16 protein-coding genes are annotated in these 19,161 nt (G+C 69.3%); 10 read left to right on the top strand and 6 right to left on the bottom strand.

The window, feature by feature from the left end; all coding sequences use genetic code 11:
• A partial coding sequence (locus E1193_RS11255; RefSeq protein ID WP_132182904.1) for a sigma-70 family RNA polymerase sigma factor occupies positions 1–277 on the top strand: 277 nt, incomplete at its 5' end.
• Positions 274–1,161 carry a hypothetical protein gene (locus E1193_RS11250; protein WP_132182902.1) on the top strand — a complete coding sequence of 296 codons (888 nt, stop codon included), beginning with the start codon at positions 274–276 and terminating at the stop codon, positions 1,159–1,161. The genes E1193_RS11255 and E1193_RS11250, both read left to right, overlap by 4 nt.
• 168 nt (positions 1,162–1,329) lie before the next feature.
• Here E1193_RS11250 and E1193_RS11245 read toward each other — a convergent pair whose 3' ends face one another.
• The gene (locus E1193_RS11245) at positions 1,330–2,583 is read right to left on the bottom strand and encodes an SGNH/GDSL hydrolase family protein (RefSeq protein ID WP_165945706.1); all 1,254 of its coding nucleotides are present in this window, start codon (positions 2,581–2,583) and stop codon (positions 1,330–1,332) included.
• Between the two features lie 323 nt (positions 2,584–2,906).
• Entirely contained in the window at positions 2,907–3,989 is a 1,083-nt protein-coding gene (locus tag E1193_RS11240; RefSeq protein WP_132182898.1) for a LacI family DNA-binding transcriptional regulator, read from the bottom strand.
• A gap of 21 nt (positions 3,990–4,010) precedes the next feature.
• On the opposite strand from E1193_RS11240, the gene E1193_RS11235 reads away from it, so the two are divergent.
• From E1193_RS11235 to E1193_RS11205, 7 genes are all read left to right on the top strand, one after another.
• A complete protein-coding gene (locus tag E1193_RS11235) occupies positions 4,011–5,180 on the top strand; it encodes a LacI family DNA-binding transcriptional regulator (protein ID WP_165945705.1) in 1,170 nt (389 codons plus the stop codon).
• Between the two features lie 199 nt (positions 5,181–5,379).
• Positions 5,380–6,306 (top strand): sugar ABC transporter permease, encoded by a 927-nt coding sequence (locus E1193_RS11230; RefSeq protein ID WP_132182894.1) that lies wholly within the window; start codon positions 5,380–5,382, stop codon positions 6,304–6,306.
• Positions 6,299–7,183 carry a carbohydrate ABC transporter permease gene (locus tag E1193_RS11225; protein ID WP_132182892.1) on the top strand — a complete coding sequence of 295 codons (885 nt, stop codon included), beginning with the start codon at positions 6,299–6,301 and terminating at the stop codon, positions 7,181–7,183. Before E1193_RS11230 ends, E1193_RS11225 begins: the two co-directional genes overlap by 8 nt.
• Positions 7,184–7,258: 75 nt before the next feature.
• A complete protein-coding gene (locus E1193_RS11220; protein WP_132182890.1) occupies positions 7,259–8,569 on the top strand; it encodes an extracellular solute-binding protein in 1,311 nt (436 codons plus the stop codon).
• 110 nt (positions 8,570–8,679) lie between these two features.
• A complete protein-coding gene (locus tag E1193_RS11215; RefSeq protein ID WP_132182888.1) occupies positions 8,680–9,762 on the top strand; it encodes a Gfo/Idh/MocA family oxidoreductase in 1,083 nt (360 codons plus the stop codon).
• A complete protein-coding gene (locus E1193_RS11210; RefSeq protein WP_207922660.1) occupies positions 9,759–10,718 on the top strand; it encodes a PmoA family protein in 960 nt (319 codons plus the stop codon). Before E1193_RS11215 ends, E1193_RS11210 begins: the two co-directional genes overlap by 4 nt.
• Positions 10,715–11,467 carry a cupin domain-containing protein gene (locus E1193_RS11205; RefSeq protein ID WP_132182884.1) on the top strand — a complete coding sequence of 251 codons (753 nt, stop codon included), beginning with the start codon at positions 10,715–10,717 and terminating at the stop codon, positions 11,465–11,467. Before E1193_RS11210 ends, E1193_RS11205 begins: the two co-directional genes overlap by 4 nt.
• 111 nt (positions 11,468–11,578) lie before the next feature.
• Here E1193_RS11205 and E1193_RS11200 read toward each other — a convergent pair whose 3' ends face one another.
• Positions 11,579–14,131 (bottom strand): RICIN domain-containing protein, encoded by a 2,553-nt coding sequence (locus E1193_RS11200; protein WP_132182882.1) that lies wholly within the window; start codon positions 14,129–14,131, stop codon positions 11,579–11,581.
• 535 nt (positions 14,132–14,666) lie between these two features.
• On the opposite strand from E1193_RS11200, the gene E1193_RS11195 reads away from it, so the two are divergent.
• Positions 14,667–15,650: an NAD(P)-dependent alcohol dehydrogenase gene (locus E1193_RS11195; protein ID WP_132182880.1), complete on the top strand. Its 984-nt coding sequence runs from the start codon at positions 14,667–14,669 to the stop codon at positions 15,648–15,650.
• Positions 15,651–15,698: 48 nt separating this feature from the next.
• On the opposite strand, the gene E1193_RS11190 is transcribed toward E1193_RS11195, so the two are convergent.
• Genes E1193_RS11190 through E1193_RS11180 form a run of 3 tightly spaced genes read right to left on the bottom strand, consistent with a single transcriptional unit; the run spans position 15,699 to position 18,789 of the window.
• Positions 15,699–16,346, bottom strand: coding sequence for a response regulator transcription factor (locus E1193_RS11190; RefSeq protein WP_132182878.1), 648 nt, complete (start codon positions 16,344–16,346; stop codon positions 15,699–15,701).
• Positions 16,343–17,353, bottom strand: a complete 1,011-nt coding sequence (locus E1193_RS11185) for a histidine kinase (RefSeq protein WP_132182876.1) — start codon at positions 17,351–17,353, stop codon at positions 16,343–16,345. Before E1193_RS11185 ends, E1193_RS11190 begins: the two co-directional genes overlap by 4 nt.
• Positions 17,350–18,789 carry a serine hydrolase domain-containing protein gene (locus tag E1193_RS11180; RefSeq protein WP_132182875.1) on the bottom strand — a complete coding sequence of 480 codons (1,440 nt, stop codon included), beginning with the start codon at positions 18,787–18,789 and terminating at the stop codon, positions 17,350–17,352. Before E1193_RS11180 ends, E1193_RS11185 begins: the two co-directional genes overlap by 4 nt.
• Positions 18,790–19,161: the final 372 nt, after the last annotated feature.

Below are 19,161 nucleotides of genomic sequence, written 5' to 3'. Positions count from 1 at the left end.
TGTGTATAAGAGACAGGGCTGGGAGGACACCGGGCAGGCGGCATCGGCCGCCTCGCCGGAGAACCGGCTGGTGATGCTCCGGGCGCTGGCCGCCGTACCGCCGCGCCAACGCGCCGTCCTGGTGCTCCGGTACTGGGAGGACCAGTCGATCGAGGACGTCGCGGCACTGTTGGGGTGCTCGCCCGGAACGGTGAAGAGCCAGGCGGCCCGCGGCCTGGACACGCTGCGCGGCCTCCTGACCCCTACGTACAGCGGGACCGAGAAGGGGACACGATGAACGCAGAACAGTTGCGCGAGACGCTGCGCAGCGAGCTGGCGGCGAGCAACCCGCCGCCACCACCCAGCACGGCTGCCGCACTGAGCGCCGGCCGGCGGGCACTCATCCGCCGCCGTACCGCCTGGGCCTGCACCGGGTCCGCCGCCGCCGTGCTGGCGATCGCCGGGGTCGCCGCCATCCCCGGCCCGGCGGCCGAAACCTACCGACCGGCGGGCCCCGGGCCGCAGGCCGTCCCGGGTCCCCTCGCCAACGCCACCACCGGGCCGCGGGCCGTCCCGCACCCCTCGGCGACGGACACCAAGGAGCCGTGGCCGACCGGCCCCGACGGTCAGCCGCAGGAGGACCGGACCGCGCGGGCGGGCACCCGGCACGACCAGGGGGCCCGGCTGCTCGACCAGATCCTCACCGTCGTGCCGCCCGGCTACACCGCGCCGGAGAACCCGGCGAACCAACCCGCCGGCCAGGAGCCGCTGCGCGAGCACCAGGCGCAGTTCGACAAGAAGGTCAACGGCGTCGAGGTGTGGAGCTACCTGTCCTCGGCCACCCTCGCCCAGGGGGAACGGAAGGGGCGCCTGTTCGTGGAGGTGCACACCAGGGGCAACGAGCTCCCGACAGAACCGTGCGCGCTGGCCCAGAAGTTCTGGGGCATGCAGGGCGAGTGCCAGGTAGAGACCGTCGGCGCGCGGAAGGCCGGCGTGGTGGTTCGCCCCACCGGCGACGACCGGCTCGACCAGTGGGCGGCGTACCGGCACCCGGACGGCGTGGTGGTCTTCGTCGCGCAGAGCCGCGGGCGCAACGGCGGTGGGACTGAGCTTGCGAAGCTGCCGTTCACGGTGGAGCAGTTGGCGGCCCTCGCCACCGACGACCGGTTCCACCTGAGCTGAGCCGCTCCACGGCTGCCACGGCGGCGGCCTCGAAGGCAGCATGATCGGCACCAGTCATCGACTGGTGCCGATCATGTGTCAGCGCTGGCTGGCCGAAGCCCTGTCGACGGTCGACGCCTGGACCACATCGGCACGCTCGCCCGAGTGCCGCGCCACCATCGTCCCCGGTCAGGCGAGTTCGACCAGCCGGGCGGTGAGCACCGGCACGTAGAACTCGGTGATGCCGGCGATGTTCGGGTGGGTGCCGGTGCCGCCACTGCCCGGGTAGCCGCCCAGCAGTCCGTCGAACGTGTACGCCACCCGTTGGGCCTCGACGCGGGTGTCCAGGGTCGCGTCGGCGAAGACGTCGGCGACCGCGACGCCCCACTTCTGGGCGGCCTGCAGGGTCACCTGACGCAGAGCGAGCTGGGTGCCCCAGTCCCGCGAACCCAACTTGTGGACCGCCACGTACACCAGTCGGGCGGCGGGCCACTTCTGCCTCATGGCGTAGATGGTGGCTTCGAGCGATCCGGTGTAGGTGCTGGTGTCGAAGGTCGCGGGATCCCGGGAGCCGCTGACGGTGCCGATCTCGTATGCGCGCTTGTCGTGGATCTCCATCGCGTCGTTCGTACCACCGTCGAAGACCACGAGGTCGGGCGCGCGTGAGCTGGCCGACCGCACCTGAGTGATGATCTGCCCGCCGGAGGCACTGGACGGAGCCACGGTCGCGCCGTTCCTCGCGTACTTCGTCAGCGCCATTGCTTCGCGTTCGGCGACGAAGTTCACGAAGCTGCGCGAGTACTGGTGCCCGTGGACGATGCTGTCGCCGAAGGCGTAGACGGATTTGCCGGCGAGGGCTCCATATGCGGCGTTCTCGGGCCGGACCAGTCGGAAGTTGTCGATCGACTGTTTGCCGGTTCCGTAGTAGTTGCAGGCGACGAGCCTCGCGAGGTTCGTCGCCGTGATGCTCCCCGTACCGGAAGCCATCACCCTGGGTGCGGCCTCCTTGCTGGTGATCGAGTACTGGAGCCTGCCGAGGGTGAAGTCCATGTGCAGATCGACCGTGTACCACTTGCTCCGGTCGAAACCGGTCCTGATCCAGGTGGGGTTGAGCGAATCGGGGGCGGAGGCGGAATTCGAGTCGGGTCCCGTCACGGCATAGCGGAGTTCGGCGGCGGTCGCAGCGATCGCGAAGACGAGGCGGCCATGGTCGTCACGCAATTCCACACCCGTCTTCATCGCGCTGCTGGCGATCGCTGTCTTCCAGTCGAAGCGCAGATCGAGCGTCCTCTCGCCCAAGGTGGACGGCGCGAACTGCCGCACCGACGTCGTGTAGTTGCCCATGCCTTCCGTGACGTTCAGAACGCCGTTGCTGATGCTGGCTCCGGCGGGGAATCCGAAGTTGGCGGGATCGGTCTGCGCGCCAAAGGTCTCGTTGATCAACGTTGCACCTGACGGTTCAACGGCCGAGGCGGCGCCAGGAGCGACCAGGGGTGCGCAGAGCAGGACCCCGGCGACAAATAGGTTGGCCCGCTTTCGAGGTCGCGAGCCCGTGCTGCCCATGGCGGTATACACATCGTTCTCCCTTGAACACACCGGGCGTCCCCCTGCCTCGGCGGGCGTCAGGCCCGAGAGGCGACAGCCGTGAACGACCTGGTGAAGACGGCGCGGTCACGACCCCTCCTCCGGAGAGCTGGGAAAACGTATTCCGCAGTTTGCTGCCCACAACCGGGCACGTCAAGGGTTTCGGGCAGGTGACTGCGGGGTCAACGGTGGAAGCGGCGTGCGCCCGGCTGCGGCGGTGCGACAACCCGCGGGGTGCTGGCACGCACTACCACCTCGGTCGACACCCGCACCACCTCGGGCGCGTCGGCGACGAGCGCCATGCGTACGGCCTGCAGGCCGACGTCCCGTAGCGGCACCCTGACGGTGGTCAGGGGCGGCATGACGTCAATAGCGGAACCGATGTCGTCGAATCCGGCGACGGCGATGTCGCGACCTGGGGTGAGACCGGCCTCGCGCAGGGCCGTCATGGCACCGATCGCCATGACGTCGTTGACGGCGAACACCAGGTCGAGATCGTCCGCGCCCCGCTCGACGAGGGTGCGAACGCCGCGCATGCCACCGTCACGGGTGAACGGCACCTCGATCATGCGGCATGCCTCGACGCCGATGCCGACCTGCCGCAGACCTTCGACGAAGCCGGTGCGGCGCTCGTGGGAGGTCCGGATGGCGTCCGCGGCGTGGATGAGGCCGAAGCTGCGGTAGCCCTGTTCGACCAGCGCGGACGCCAACCGCTGCGCGCCGCCGTGATTGTCGATGGCGAGCGTGGCGAACGGCAGGCCCTCCTGGCTGACCACGGCGACCCGGCCACCCGCGGTGCGGTAGGCGTCGAGTTCGTCGATGAGGGCCGCGCGTGTGTCGGTGCCGCTGATGCGGCTGCCCGCAATGATGATCACCCGTGGGCGCTGGCCGCGCAGGGTGCGCACGATCTGCAGTTCCAGGTCCGGGGACCGGTCGGCCACGGCCATGGTGACGATCAACCCGGCGGCCTCGGCGGCCTCGGTGACGCCGGCGGCGATGGAGGAGAAGTACGGGTCGTCGATGTCGCTGACGACCAGGGCGGCGGTGCTGGTCGAACCTCTGGCGATGGCCTGGGCCGACAGGTGCGGCGCGTAGCCGAGCTTTGCCGCCGCGGCGCGCACCCGGCTGACGTTGTCGGCGCGCACGATGCGGTCGCTGCCGTTGAGGGCACGGGAGGCGGTGGCGTAGGAGACACCGGCTTCGCGAGCCACGTCGTGCAGCGTCACGGCCCGGCCCCTGGCCGCCGGGTGGAGGGGTTTGTCCACGTGCCGATTGTGCCATCGGCGGTGGACGGCGGGCGCGGTGGACGGACGCGGTCCGCGCCGCCACGTGCAGGGTGGCTATTCTTTGGTGTGTTGCCCGCTGTGGGCATCCGTGTGCTGTGCGCTTCGGAAGGAACCACAGGCGTGCCGCATCCATCCAGGCCGACCGTCACGCTCCGCGACGTGGCCGCCGCCGCAGGCGTGTCTGTGGCCACTGCCTCTCGTGTCCTGAGCGGCAGTTCCCGCACGGTCGCGGCAGAGTACGAGGGCAGGGTGCTGGCCGCGGCGGCCGCGCTGCGCTACACCTCGGACATGTCGGCGCGTGCGATGCGGCGCCGCAGCGACTCCATCACGCTGGTCGCCGACGACCTGACAACCCCGTCCATCGGGCTGGTGGTCGCGGCGATGGAGCGGCAGGCCCGTGCCTACGACGCCTTCGTCAGCGTCTCCTCCACCCGGGGTACGCCGCAGCGGCAGTACGAGACCGTGCGTGCGCTGTGCGCGCTACGGCCGCGGGCACTGGTGCTGACGTCCAGCCGGATCGAGGCCGAGGCGCTGGGTGGCCGGCTGCTGGATGAGCTGCTCGCCTACGAGCAGCAGGGCGGCCGGGTGGTGATCTTCGGAACCACGGACATGCCGTTCGACTCGATCAGCATCGACGACCGAGGCTCGGCGAGACTGATGGGTGAGCATCTGGCCGAGACCGGACATCAGCGGTTGGTTATCCTCGCCGGCAGCCGGGGCACAGCCAACGTCGCGGCCCGTACTTCCGGTTTCCTGTCGGGTCTGCTGGCCCGCGGCGTGGACGCTCAGGACGTGCGGATCGTGAACTGCCAGGTCAACAGGCAGGGCGGCTTCGACGCCACCTCCCGTCTGATCGAGGAGGGACTGGACACGGAGGCGATCGTGGCCGCCAACGACATCATCGCGGTCGGCGCGCTGTCGGCGTGCCGCGCCGGAGGGGTCGACGTTCCGTCGCAGGTCTCGGTGACGGGCTTCGACAACATCCAACTGGCGGTCGACGTCACACCGCGGCTGACGACGGTGGCGCTGCCGCTGGCCGAGATCGGCGCCGAGTCGATCCGGCTCGCGCTGGAGCCACCGCTCGGCGGCGGAGCCCCGGCGGCGGGTTCACTTCGCCGCACCGTCCGAGGCGAGCTCATCGTCCGCCAGAGCAGCACGCGGCGCCGCTGACCGATGGCGTGCGGAGACCTGACCAGCGGCTCATCGCCAACGGCTGAGAAAGTCCGCAGTCACACCGCCGAAACACTTGACGGCCATTCGGGGCTCGCGCAGACTGCGGAATACGTTTTCCCACCCCTGCACCGCCGGGCGGTCCCCGTCACGCCCAACGGCCCCCCATCTGCCCGGCTTTCTCCAGAAGGAGGGTCGTGTGACAGCTCTTGGCGAGCATCAGCGGCTCCGCGCGTCGCGAAGAGGTTCACTCCGCAAGCGGGACGACAAGGCCGCGTTCCTGTTCCTGCTGCCCTGGTTCGCGGGTTTGTTGCTGATCACCGCCGGGCCGATCGCGGCCTCGCTCGTGCTCGGCTTCACCGACTACAACCTGATCCAGCCGCCCGAGTTCAACGGCCTGGAGAACTTCGAGCGGATGCTGACCGACGAGCGGCTACACGCGGCACTGGGCGTCACGTTCACCTACGTGTTCGTCTCCGTGCCGCTGCAGCTGATCTGCGCGCTGGGTCTGGCGCTGCTGCTCGACCGGGGCCTGCGCGGGCTGTCGTTCTACCGCTCGGTGTTCTACCTGCCGTCGCTGCTGGGCTCCAGCGTCGCGATCGCCGTGCTGTGGCGGCAGATCTTCGGCGCCGAAGGCATGGTCAACCAGGTCCTCGCCCTGGTCGGCGTGCAGGGCCGCGGGTGGATCTCCGATCCTGACTCGGCGCTCTCCACCCTGATCGTGCTCAACGTGTGGACCTTCGGCGCGCCGATGGTGATCTTCCTGGCCGGGCTGCGGCAGATCCCGGTCATGTACTACGAGGCCGCGTCGGTCGACGGGGCGTCGCGCTGGACGCAACTGTGGCGGATAACCCTGCCGCTGTTGTCGCCGATCATCTTCTTCAACCTCGTGCTGCAGATCATCCACGCGTTCCAGTCGTTCACCCAGGCATTCGTCGTCTCCGGCGGCAGCGGCGGGCCGTCTGACTCGACGCTGTTCTACACGCTCTACCTCTATCAGCGCGGGTTCAACAACTTCGACATGGGCTACGCGTCGGCGCTGGCCTGGCTGCTGCTGGTCATCATTGCCGGGTTCACCGCGGTCAACTTCTGGGCCGCCAAGCGTTGGGTCTTCTACGATGACTGATCTCGCCACCCCCCGAGCCGCCAGCGCCATCCGGCACCGGAACCCGGTGGTCCGCGCGCTGCGCCCCGTGCTGCGGCACGTCGCACTGATCCTGCTCGCCATGGTCATGCTGTACCCGGTGGTGTGGATGGTCGTCAGCTCGCTGCGGCCCAACAGCGAGATCTTCCGCAATCCCGGTCTGGCGCTCGACGGACTCCAGATCCAGAACTATTCGCTGGGCTGGGACGCGCTCGGCGCACCGTTCGGCCACTACCTGCTCAACTCGGCGATCGTGGTGCTCGGCGCGATCATCGGCAATCTGGTGTCCTGCTCGATGGCCGCCTATGCCTTCGCCCGGCTGGAGTTCACCGGTAAACGTTGGTGGTTCGCCATCATGCTCGGCACCATCATGCTGCCGATCCATGTCATCATTGTGCCGCAGTACATCATGTTCTCCCAGGCTGGCTGGGTGAACACGTTCCTGCCGCTGATCATCCCGAAGATGCTGGCCACCGACGCGTTCTTCGTCTTCCTGATGGTCCAGTTCATCCGCGGCCTGCCCCGGGAGTTGGACGAGGCGGCCCGCATCGACGGGGCCGGGCACCCGCGGATCTTCCTGCGGGTCATCCTGCCGCTGATGACACCGGCGCTTGCCACCACGACGATCTTCACGTTCATCTGGACATGGAACGACTTCTTCAGTCAGTTGATCTACCTCACCGACCCCGAGAAGTACACCGTCCCGGTCGCGCTGCGCTCCTTCGTCGACGCCACGGTCGAGACGTCCTGGGGCTCGATGTTCGCCATGAGCGTCGTGTCGCTGATCCCGATCTTCCTGGCGTTCCTGGTCGGCCAGCGGTACCTCATCCGCGGCATCGCCACGACAGGCATCAAGTAACCCCCTCCGCGACCCTGAACGTTCCATCGCACCACCCACCTCACCCCCGCACCACCTCACGAAAGGGCACACGCGATGCGATACGGATCCACCCGCCGGTCTGCTCTGGCCCTGGCCGCGAGCCTGGCCGCAGCGACCGTCCTGTCCGCCTGCGGCGGCTCCGGCGGCGACGCCAACCAGGAGCTTTCCAAGGACCCGGTCACCCTCCGCTTCACCTGGTGGGGCTCGGACGCGCGGCACCAGCGCACCCAGCAGGTGATCGAACTGTTCCAGAAGGCCCACCCCAACATCACCGTCAAGGGTGAGTTCAAGGAGTGGAACGGCTACTGGGACAGCCTCGCGACGACCGTGGCGGCGAACGACGCGCCGGACATCATCCAGATGGACGAGCTGTACCTGGCCTCGTATGCCGAGCGCGGCGCGCTGCTCGACCTGGGCACCGCGAGCAAGCACCTCAAGACAGGTGACTTCGATGCGAACGCCCTGGGCACCGGCAAGGTCGACAACAAGCAGTACGCGCTGCCGGTCGGCCTGACCGTCTACTCGATCATCGCCAACACCGACCTGCTCGCCAAGTTCAACATCGCGGTGCCCGACGACGCGACCTGGACGTGGAACGATCTCAAGAGCGTCGGTGCGCAGGTGAGCAAGGCCAGCGGCGGCAAGGTCAGCGGCGTGCAGTCGCTCGGGTTCGACATCGGCGGCGTCAACATCTTTGCCCGGCAGGCCGGCGCGTCGCTGTACGACGACAAGGGCAACGTCTCGATCCCGCCGCAGGTCCTGACCAACTACTGGCAGTACATCCTCGATCTGGCCAAGGAAGGCGCGGCACCCGCCGCGTCGGTCAGTGTCGAGCGGGCCAGCGCGGGCCTGGACCAGTCCGGCACCGCCACGAACACCGCCGCGTTCGGGAACTGGTGGAACACGCAGGTGACCGCGCTGACCAAGGCCAGCGGCGGCAACCTCAAGCTGCTCAAGCTGCCCGGCGAGGCGCAGTCCGCGGCCCCGGCGGCGTACTACAAGCCGTCCATGTTCTGGACCATCTCGTCGCGGTCCAAGCACCCCGCCGAGGCGGCGCTGTTCGTCGACTTCCTGGCCAACAACCAGGAGGCCGCCGACATCCTGCTCACCGACCGCGGCGTGCCCGCCAACAACAAGATCCGCACGGCGATCCTGCCGAAGCTGACCGCCACCGACAAGGCCGCCGGCGAGTACCTCGACACGGTCAAGGTGAGCCCGCCGCCGCGGGTCACCCCCAACGGCGCCAGCGGCGTGGAAAGCATCCTCAAGCGCTACACCGAGCAGGTGCTCTTCGGCCGCATCACGCCTCAGCAGGCGGCCGAGAAGTTCATCGCCGAGCTGCAGAAGGAAATCGACAACGCCTGACCGCGGCACCAGGCGGGTGCGCCCACCGGGCAGGGCCCGGTGGGCGCACCCGCTCGCCCGAGACGATCACGAGCCCGGGGCACCCCACACGAAGGAGCAGCAGAACCGTCATGCCTGGACACAGATACCGGACCGCGATCGTCGGGACCGGCGGCATCGCGCACGCGCACGCGCAGGCGCTGCGTGAGCACGACGAGCGTGCCGAACTGGTCGCGGTGGTCGACGTCGACCTCGATCGGGCGCGGGAGTTCGCCGCCAGCTGGGATGTGCCGACGGTCCACCCGAACCTGACGGAGTTGTTCGGCGCCGGGCAACTCGACGTGATCCATGTCTGCACGCCGCCCTCCTCGCACGCACCGCTGGCCCTGCAGTGCCTGCGGGCGGGCGTCACCGCGCTGGTCGAGAAACCGCCGGTGCTGTCGCTCGTCGAACTGGACACCCTCGCCGACGCCTCCCAGGCATCCGGCGCACACCTCGCCACCGTCTTCCAGCACCGGTTCGGGGCCGGCGCGGTCCGGCTCCGCGCCATGGCCGCCGCCGGCCGACTCGGCCGCAGCATGCTGGCCACCTGCCACACCCAGTGGTTTCGTGACGACGCCTACTTCGACGTGCCGTGGCGAGGCAGGTGGGAGACCGAGGGCGGCGGACCGACCATGGGCCACGGCATCCACCAGTTCGACCTGCTGCTGTCGGTGCTCGGCCCCTGGGAGTCGGTGACCGCCGTCGCCGCCCGACGCGCCCGGCGCGTCGACACCGAGGACGTGTCCATGGCGCTGGTCACCTTCGCCGACGGCACCGTGGCGTCGATCGTCAACTCGGTGCTCTCACCTCGGCAGACCTCGGCGTTGCGGTTCGACTTCGAGTACGCCACCGTCGAGGTCGAACACCTCTACGGATACACCGACGACGACTGGACCGTCACCCCCGCGCCGGGCCACGACGACGTACGGGCCGAGTGGGCGGCCACGCGGTCGGACACCACCAGCGGCCACGCCGGACAGCTCGCCGCCGTCTACGACGCCCTCGACGCCGGCGCCGCGCCACCGGTCGGACTCGCCGACACCCGACGCACCATGGAGTTCGTCGCCGCGCTGTACGCCTCGGCATTCACCGGCGAGCGGATCCGCAGCGGCCAGATCGACCACGACCATCCCTTCGCCCAGCGCATGAACGGAACAGGAACCCCATGGTGAGCGACAACCGTCCGACGACCTTCCACCTCGACCACGCCGTGGGTCACTCCGTCGACGTCCGGGCCGGCGACGCACCGCTGTTCACCTACGTGTACCGGCCCGACACCGCGCAACTGGAATCACCCAAGCCGTACCTGCACCCGATCCGCACCCTCGCCGGCGACGTCGTGTCCCTGTTCCGACCGCACGACCACGTCTGGCACAAGGGCATCGCCTGGTCACTTCCCCACGTCGGCGAGCACAACTTCTGGGGCGGCCCGACCTACGTCCACGGCAGCTCCTACGTGCAGCTGGACAACAACGGCAGCGCCGTCCACCGCGGGATGACAGCGCTGCGGGGCGGCGACGGGCGCGCCGACATCGCCCACCACCTCGACTGGATCTCCCAGCGGGGACAACAGATCATCACCGAACACCGCACCCTCACGGCCACCGTCCTCGACGACACCAGCTGGGCGCTGATCTTCCAGACCACGATGACGAACGTGTCGGGAGCGACCCTCAACATCGGCTCGCCCACGACGAAAGGCCGCGAGAACGCCGGTTATGGTGGCCTGTTCTGGCGCGGCCCGCGCTCCTTCACCGGCGGGACCGTCCAGTCGCCCGCCGGAACCGGCAACGACGACCTGCGGGGCACCCGAGCCGAGTGGCTGGCCTTCCGCGGCCGCCATGACGGAAGCGGAACCTCGTCGACGATCATCATGATCGACGACACCGCCAACCCGCAGCACCCACCGCAGTGGTTCACCCGCAGCGAAGAGTTCGCCTGCCTGTGCCCGGCCCCCTTCTTCAGCGAAGAACTGCCCGTCGCGCACGAGCAGACCATCACGTTCCGGTACGCGGTGCTCGTCGCCGGCGGCGACCACGGCACCGACGGCACCGTCGCACTCGCCGACCAGGGCCGCGCGGCCCTGAGCCGGTGGACGGCCCCGTCGTCCACCGGGGAACCGGCATGAGCACCACGCCGCCGTTCCCGGGCGGCACCTCCGTGACCAGGCTGTCGGTGTACTCCAGCCCGTGCGCCGACGGCCTGGCCGGAGGCACCCCCCACCTGCACACCGCCTCCACCGAGGCGTACGTCGTCATCGATGGCGACGGCGAGCTGCAGACCCTCGACGCGTCCGGTTTCCGGTCGACGCCGCTGCGCGCCGGGACAACCGTCTGGTTCACCCCGGGCACCATCCACCGTGCCGTCAACCACGGCGATCTGCACGTCGTCGTCGTGATGCAGAACGCCGGTCTGCCCGAGGCTGGTGACGCGGTGATGACCTTCCCGCCCGAGATCGTCTCCGACGCCGACCGCTACGCCGCCGCGGCAGCACTACCGGCGAACGCGCCGGCCGAGGAGGTCGAGGAAGCGGTGCGACAACGGCGCGATCTCGCCATCAGCGGGTTCCAGCGGTTGGTGGCCAGCGCGGACGCTGGGGACTTCGCACCGCTGGAGCGGCTGTACGCCAGTGCCGTGGCGCTGGTCAGACCGAGGATCGACGCCTGGCGGCAGATCTGGAAGGACAGCGTCGAACGAGAAGCCCGTCAGACCGCCGACATCCTCGACGCCCTCGACCGCGGCGACGGCCACCACCTGCGGCAGTCCATGCTGCTCGGCTCGCCCGCCAGCGAGGCCGCACGCTGGGGCATGTGCGGGCGTCTGCACACCCACGACGTCCGGCAACCGGCGGTGCTGTCCGGACCGAACCGGTCCTGAGCCACCAGCCGCTCAGCAGAGCGGTTCCACCGCTACCTGGTCAGCCTTGTCCCTTCCGACAGCCGGCACCGCCCCGCCGGGCCGAAACGGCCCGGCGGGGCGGTGTCACTCTCAGGATGTCAGCGGCCTGAGGCTCCACTGCTGGTTCTGACCTGAGTGGCAGTCGAACTGGATGAGCCGGGCGCCGTTGGCCGTGGAACCGCTCGCCACGTCGACACACCTACCCGAATGCCGCGCCACGAGCTGGTAGTAGCCGCCGCCGGCACCGCGCAGCTGCCACTGCTGGCTCTGCGCGGAGCTGCAGTCGAACTGCACGAGCTGGACCCCGTTGGCCGTGGAACCGCTCGCCGGCTCGACACACCTACCCGAATGCCGCGCCACGAGCTGGTGGAAGCCGTCGTTGGTGTATCCGGGGCCGCGCCAGAGCCGGACATCGTCGACGTGTGCCGACCCGCGCTCGTTTCCGTTCGCGTACCAGGCGACCTTCGCGATCCCCGGCATGGCGGTACGGAACGGCGCGTCCGTCACCATCCGCCGGCCGTCGATGTCGAGGTCGAAGCGCTGGTTGGCGGTGTCCACAGTGAGCGTGATCCGATACCACCGGCCGGGGGTGTACCGACCGATCACGCGTGCCGTTCCCCCGTCGTACGCGTGGATCTCACCCCGGGCGAACGCGACGCTGACGGCCTGGCTGCCGCTGGCGTTGTACAGGTAGGGCAACCCGAACCAGCCTGCCTGTGTGTCATCGCGCATCACCTGGGCCTCGATCGTGACCACGCCCTGTAGCGGGGTGTCGAAGATCCGGGCGAGGTTCGTCCCGTCGGTGCCACCGCCGTCGGCCGTGCGGCTCAGCAGGACGCTCTTGTCGCTGACGGAGGGCGTCTCGGCCACCGCGACCGTGTTGCCGGTCGCGACGACCCGCCATCCCTTCGTCCCATCGGCGAACGGACCGGTGGCCAGGTCGTCGAAAGACTCCGCGAAGGCGATGTCGGGCGCGCCGCGTTCGAAGGCGCCGATGTCCGGGCCGGTTCCGGTCGGCACGGGCGCGCCGGCGAAGTCGAGGCCGCCGTTGCCGGTGACGCTGGCGCCGGCGTCGCTGAACACCGAACCGGCCTGGAGCGCGAAGTTCGCCGCCGTTCCCAGGTTCGGGCCGTTCTCATCCCCGTAGGGCCCTCCGGCGGTGCGATCGACGAACCGGGGATCTCCGACGACGCGGGTCGAGTCGGTCGACGGCGGGGTCAGGTTGGCCGAGTACCCGTTCTTGCTGTAGGTCACGTTCGACTGCGTGTTGAACGTGACATCGGGCCGTTCGGAGATGAACAGGTTGTTGGTCAGGGTGGCCCGGCCGGAGACACCGCCGCTCACCATGTTCGGCGCATCGGTGCTGTAGAAGGTGTTGTGGTAGATGTGCGCCACCGTGCCGGTCTGCTGCGACATGTGGAGGTTCCACCGCTTGCTGCCGGTCACCACGTTGTAGCGGATCACCGCGCTGCCGAAGCGCGCGGAGCCGCACCCGCAGACCAGGATGCCGTCGCCGTTGTCGTGCAGGTAGTTGTACTGGAACAGCTGGTTGGTGGTGGCGATGTCGGGGTCCAGGCCGTTCGCGTCGGCACTGCCCTGCGCATGGCGGGTGCCCATGACCTCGTTGTACTGGACGGTGACGCGGTCGGCCGCGTACGTCTCGATGCCGGAAACCCCGACTCGGTCGATCACGTTGCCTTCGACGAGCGCGTCTCGGACGTCGGTGAGGTAGACGCCGTTGCCACCGAAGTTGGTGTTCGCCTGCGACACGTAGTTGCCGCGGATCGTGACGTTGGTGTGCGGGGTGAAGAGGGCGTCGTCGGCCGTCCGGCGCGTGCCCCAGCCTGTCGAGACCGCTCCCGGCGCGTCACCGGTGTACTGCTTGACGACGATCCCCGCGAACGACGTGTTCCTGATCGTCGAGTTCTGCACGGTGATGCCGCTGAGCACCGTGGGACCGCCTGGCGCGGCGATGTCGGGGACGGTGGTGGTGAAGGCGATGCCGCCGGTGTTCTTCGAGCGGTCCCAGCCGGTTCCCCAGGTGACACCCGGGGAGTTGTTGGCGGGGTTGCCGCCGATCCACCTGACCTCGCCGGTCACGTCGTGCACGTCGACTGAGTCGATCACGAAGTGGCGCAGGGTCCGGCCGTTGTCGCCGTGCACACCGATGCCGCGGAAGTCGCCGAGGTTCGCGCCCGGCGTCGCGGTCGCCGGCGCCGCGTTCGACACGTCGAGGTTGCGGATCTCCCAGTACTCCTGGTTGAACAGCCGCACCGCCTCCCCGACCGTGCCCTGCCCGGCGACCATCGGTTTGGCGCCCTCGCCGTAGCGGTCGATGACGATCGGATCGCCGCTGACGCCGGACCCCTTCGGCCACAGCTGCCCGACCCACCTGTCACCGGCCCTGAGGAGGATGGTGTCACCGGGCTGGAAGGCAGTCGAGTTCACCTTGTCCAGCGAGCGCCAGGCCGCCCCGCTGCTGGTTCCGGCGTTGGTGTCGTTTCCGGCCGCGCTGACGTAGTACGTGGTGCCGGCGGCGTGGGCGGGCTGCGCGGGGGTGAGCGCGACCGACGCGAGCACGACGACAAGCGCGGACACCGCCGCGGCGACCACTGTCGACACGGATCTTCGGATGGCGGTCATCTGATTCCTCTTCTCCTCCTGGGCCGCTTCTCCTTGTCGGCGGCGGATGGGGCAACGCGGCCTGTGGTCCTGCGTACCGCCCGTCGTCGGCGCGGCTCAACTGTGTGCAGGACGACCGAACTGGACAGTGGTGGATGCTCGGATCGGCGATCCAGCCCTCGCCCCGGCTGCTGGCAGGCGATCACAACCAGGGTCATCGAAGATGCTGGATCAGGTTGTGGTCGCTGAGCTCCAGCAACGAGCGATGCCATGGTTGACGGCTACCGAGGGCATTCACGCCTCTCTCCGCAGGCGGGAAAACGTATTCCGGAGTGTGCGCGTCCATGATCGAGCACGTCAAGGGTTTCGGGGAGATGAACGTCCTCGAAACCCACCACCGGCCGCTGGACCAACTCATTCGCCCAGCCCGCCACCGGTCACCGACCCGACCCATCCACGGGCTTGACGAGTGTACGACGTACACCTACTGTGAGGGCGCAGGTGTACTACGTACACCACCAAGGTCGGCACCGCCGACAGAGGGTCGGGTGATCTGATGAAGGCAATCGTCCAGGACCGGTACGGCTCACCGGATGTCCTGCACCTCAGGGAGATCGACACGCCGGAGCCGACCGGCGCCGAAATACTGGTACGGGTGCACGCCGCCGCGGTCAACGCCTACGACTGGCATGTCATGCGCGGTGACCCGTACATCATGCGTCCCCAGCTCGGATTCGGCGGGCCCAGGATGAAGGTCCGAGGCCGGGACTTCGCAGGCCGGGTGGAGGCGGTCGGCAGGGATGTGACCCGGTTCCGGCCCGGTGACGAGGTGTACGGCGACCTCGGCGACGCCAACGGAGCCTTCGCCGAGTACGCGTGCGTCCCGCACACCGTGGTGGAGCCGAAACCGGTCAACCTGACGTTCGAGCAGGCGGCCGCGATGCCACTAGCTGCCAACACGGCCCTCACCTGCCTGCGCGACGCGGCACGGCTACAACCTGGACAACACGTCCTGATCAATGGAGCCTCCGGCGGCGTGGGCACCTTCGCCATCCAGATCGCCAAGGCACACGGCGCGGAGGTGAGCGGCGTGTGCAGCACCAGAAACGTCGACCTGGTGCGGTCGACCGGCGCCGACCACGTCATCGACTACAGCCGTGAGGACTTCACCCACCACACCCGTCGATACGACGTCGTCTTCGACCTGGTCGGCAACCGGTCGTTGGCTGAGTTTCGACGCGCGCTGGACCCGACCGGAACACTCATCCTCTCCGGCGGCGGTGTCTCCGGCGGCGGCAGTCTCCTCGGCCCGGTCGGCCTCATCATCAGGGGGAAGATGCTGTCGCGTCTCATCCGTCAGCGGCTGGTCGTACCCACCGCGAACCCAAGCCAGGAGAACCTGGCAGCCCTCCGTGAACTCGCCGAATCCGGAAAGGTCACTCCGGTCATCGACCGGACCTACCCGTTGAGCCAGACGGCCGACGCCATCAGATATGTCGAGATGGAGCACGCCCGCGCCAAGGTCGTCATCGCCGTCTGACGAGAAAAAACCCCCGCAGGGCCGCCGACGAACCGACGCGCCGCTGCACTAGACGTATCCGGCCTCGTAGGCCAAGATCGCTGCCTGGACGCGGTTGTTCAGGCCCAGCCGCAGCAGGATCGCGCTGACGTGTGACTTGACGGTGCCCTCGGACAGGAACAGCTCGCCGGCGATCTCCTGATTGGACATGCCTCGGCCGACGAGTGCGACCACCTGGCGTTCACGCGGGCTCAGCAGCTCGACCTGCTTGCGCGCGGCGTCCGCTCGGGATAGCTGGCCACCGCCGAGCCGTGCGATGATTTTCTGCGCGATCCTCGGTGACAGGTACGCCGCTCCGTCGGCGACGGCCCGGACGCCGATGATGAGTTCGCGCGGATCGGCGGCCTTGAGCAGAAAACCGGCGGCTCCGTCGGCGAGCGCACGGGCCACGTACTCGTCTTCGTCGAACGTGGTGAGCATGATGATGGCGACGTCGGGCACGGCGGCGCGCAGCTCCGCGGCGGCGGACAGTCCGTCGAGGCGGGGCATTCGAATGTCGAGCATCGCGATGTCCGGACGATGGGCGCGGACGAGTTCGACCGCCTCGCGCCCGTCGCCGGCCTCGGCGACAACCTCGATCTCCGGGTCGGTGGCCAGGATCGACCGCACACCGACGCGGATCATCGCCTCGTCGTCGGCCAGCACAACCCGGATCACCGCAACGCCTCGCTCTCTTCCACGCGGTTGTCGTCCCGATCGCACGGCAGCCGCACGGTCACCGCGAATCCATCGCCGCGCGGCCCGGCGGACAGCGAACCGCCGAGCAGCCGTACCCGTTCGCGAAGCCCCGCCAGGCCGCTGCCGCCGTCGGAGGGCCCGGGTTGCTCGCGGGGTGCGCTGTTGCTCACCGTGACCACGACCGCCTCGGAGGTGTCGGCGACGTGGACGAGCACGTCCGCGCCAGGTGCGTGACGGGCGGCGTTCGTCAGCGACTCCTGCACCACCCGGTGCGCGGCCCGGTCCACCAGCGGCGGCAGGACCCGGCCTTCACCCTCGCGGCGGAACTCGACGGCCATCCCTGCGTCGCAGGCACGCTGCACCAGGGCTTCGACGGTCTCGTCCGACGTCCGGTACACGTCCGTAAGCACAGCGTCGGCCTCGCGTAGCACGCCGACGGTGCGGCGCAGCCGGTCGGTCGCGGTGACCGCCGATGCCCGCAGCTGTGCCGCCGCCTCCCGGTTGGGCTCGGTCATGTCGGTGGCCAGCTCGAGCGCGCCGGCGCGCAACGCGATCAGCGCCAACTCGTGGCCGAGCGAGTCGTGCATGTCCGCGGCGATCCGGGCGCGTTCGCGGAGCCGGGCGCGTTCGGCGACCAACTCCTGCTCCCGTTCGAGCTGGGTGACCCGGTGCCGGCCGACCAGGATCAGGTCTGCCTGCTGCCCGCGGAAACGACCGGCGAGCCACGGCGACACCACGAACAGGGCGTACACCATCAGCGCCCCACCGCCTTCCCAGAAGTCCGGCACGACGAACCCTGCCGCCGCCACAGCCGCCAGGCTCAGCAGCAGCCAGTCGCCGCGCCCGGGCAGATGACGTCCGTGCAGGTACGCGGCCACGGCCAGCACGATGAACAGCAGCTGCCGCCACGGCGGGAGGTGGTCGAGGTTCAGCCCGTTGACCACCCCGGCCCCCGCGACCACCGCCAGGATCGCCCGTCTCTTCACCGGGTCGAGCCTATCGACCGCAGCCTGAACAGCCGGGTCAGGCCGGTCACCACACCGGCGGCCGCCATGACGACGAGGGTGATAGTCAGCGGCGCGGCGGAGTAGGTCACCTGGGGCCAGGTCACCGTCCGGCCGTTCATGAGGAACGAGGCCCACGCCGGGTACGCGATGAGCACCAACACCGGCAGGAGCACCGCGATCAGGCGCAGCCCGATCCGCCAGGCCGGCCGTCCGGCGCGGCGGCTCGCCCAGCGCCGCGAGCGCAGCACGCCGAGCACGCCCAGTCCTGCGGCGGCCAGCGCGACCAGGCCCAGGATCAGTTCGACCTGCTGCCGACCGCCGCCGGGCACATCGGGGGTCCGGCCGTGGCTCATCGCCACGAGCCCGGTGAGCACCTCGTACACGTCGTCGTAGAGGCCGGCGCTGTTCGTCATGACCGCGAAGCCGTATCCCGTGTCCGGCGCGATCGCCTGGACGGCCGTGTACGTGAACAGGTTGCCGGAATGCACGAGCAGTTTGGCGCCGTCGACGGTCTCCTCGCCCCAGCCCATGCCGTAGTCCTGCACCGCGGTGGGGGCATGCATCGTCTGCAGGCTCTCCGGCCGCACCAGCTGGGTGCCGTGGCCGGTCTGGCTGATCAGCCACCTACCCATGTCGGCGGCGTTCGTGATGACGCCGCCCGCGCCGCCGCCGTACGGGAAGTCGCGAAGCTCCGGCCGCGCCACCCACACGCCGAACAGCGAGTTGAATCCGTTGGTCGGCTTGACCACCGCGTCGCCGACCGCGCTGCCGGTCATGCCGAGCGGTCCGAACACCCGCTGCCGCAGGTGTTCGTCGAAGCCCATGCCGCCGGCCGTCTCCACCAGCCTGGCGGCGATCTCGTAGTTGGCGTTGCAGTAGGCCCACCGCGTCCCGGGGTCGGCGGCGAGGGTACCGGTACGCAACGCCGTGACATAGCCCGCGAGGCTCTCCGCCGACTCGGCCGCCCGCATGTCCACCGTGTAGTCGGCCAGGCCCGACGTCTGGTTCAGCAGCTGCCGTACGGTGATGTTGCCGGCGCGGGGATCGGCCATGTGAAACTCGGGCAACTGCGCGGCGACCGGCTCATCGAGCGCGAGCTTGCCGGCGTCGACGAGCGTCATGACCGCCATCGCGGTGAACGACTTGCTGACCGACGCGACCCGCATCGGCGTGCGCTCCGTTACGGGCTCACCCGCCGAGTCGCGCCCGTAACCGGCCGCGTGCACGACCCGTCCCTCGTGCGTTACGACGGCCGACATCCCCGGCAGCGCCGTGGATTCCATCGCCTTGGCGAGATACGCCCCGACGGCGGCCGGAGTCGGCTCCGCCGCGTTGGGCTCGGCCACCGCGGCGGGCGCGACAGCAACGGAGAGGACCTGAATACCCGCCAGGAGTGCGAGGAGTTTGCGTTTCATGGGTGCAGACGCTACGAATCGGCCAGCCCAGATGGATCTGACGATCCACCACAACCACCTCTGACGAAAGGAGGAATCGCCTTCACAGCGAAACGACGGAGCTGGTGCCGCGCCGCGTTGCGGCGCACGGCTGAGTCCCACGATTCGCCTCGGCGCACACCACACACCACGACCAACACCCACGCCACGACAGCGCGTCACAACAGCAAACCGACGTGCAGGTCAGCGGCCAGGTCAGAGCCCGGGTCGTGCCAACCTCCACCTGGCCCCGCCGAGCAGTCCGTGAGACGGTTGCGAGATGTCGCGGCGATCCGGCTCGGGAGGGGCGATGGAGATCAACAACCAGCCCCTCCCCTCCTAAGTATCGCCACG

It is taken from the genome of Micromonospora sp. KC606, assembly GCF_004348675.1.
In the GTDB taxonomy this organism is placed as follows: domain Bacteria; phylum Actinomycetota; class Actinomycetes; order Mycobacteriales; family Micromonosporaceae; genus Micromonospora.
This window is presented reverse-complemented; position numbering and strand designations above follow the sequence as displayed.

Bases quoted from the DNA above. Each gene is read 5' to 3' on its own strand.
- E1193_RS11250 (WP_132182902.1), top strand. From the start codon at position 274: ATGAACGCAGAACAGTTGCGCGAGACGCTGCGCAGCGAGCTGGCGGCG.
- E1193_RS11225 (WP_132182892.1), top strand. From the start codon at position 6,299: ATGACTGATCTCGCCACCCCCCGAGCCGCCAGCGCCATCCGGCACCGG.
- E1193_RS11220 (WP_132182890.1), top strand. From the start codon at position 7,259: ATGCGATACGGATCCACCCGCCGGTCTGCTCTGGCCCTGGCCGCGAGC.
- E1193_RS11215 (WP_132182888.1), top strand. From the start codon at position 8,680: ATGCCTGGACACAGATACCGGACCGCGATCGTCGGGACCGGCGGCATC.
- E1193_RS11205 (WP_132182884.1), top strand. From the start codon at position 10,715: ATGAGCACCACGCCGCCGTTCCCGGGCGGCACCTCCGTGACCAGGCTG.
- E1193_RS11200 (WP_132182882.1), bottom strand. From the start codon at position 14,131: ATGACCGCCATCCGAAGATCCGTGTCGACAGTGGTCGCCGCGGCGGTG.
- E1193_RS11195 (WP_132182880.1), top strand. From the start codon at position 14,667: ATGAAGGCAATCGTCCAGGACCGGTACGGCTCACCGGATGTCCTGCAC.
- E1193_RS11180 (WP_132182875.1), bottom strand. From the start codon at position 18,789: ATGAAACGCAAACTCCTCGCACTCCTGGCGGGTATTCAGGTCCTCTCC.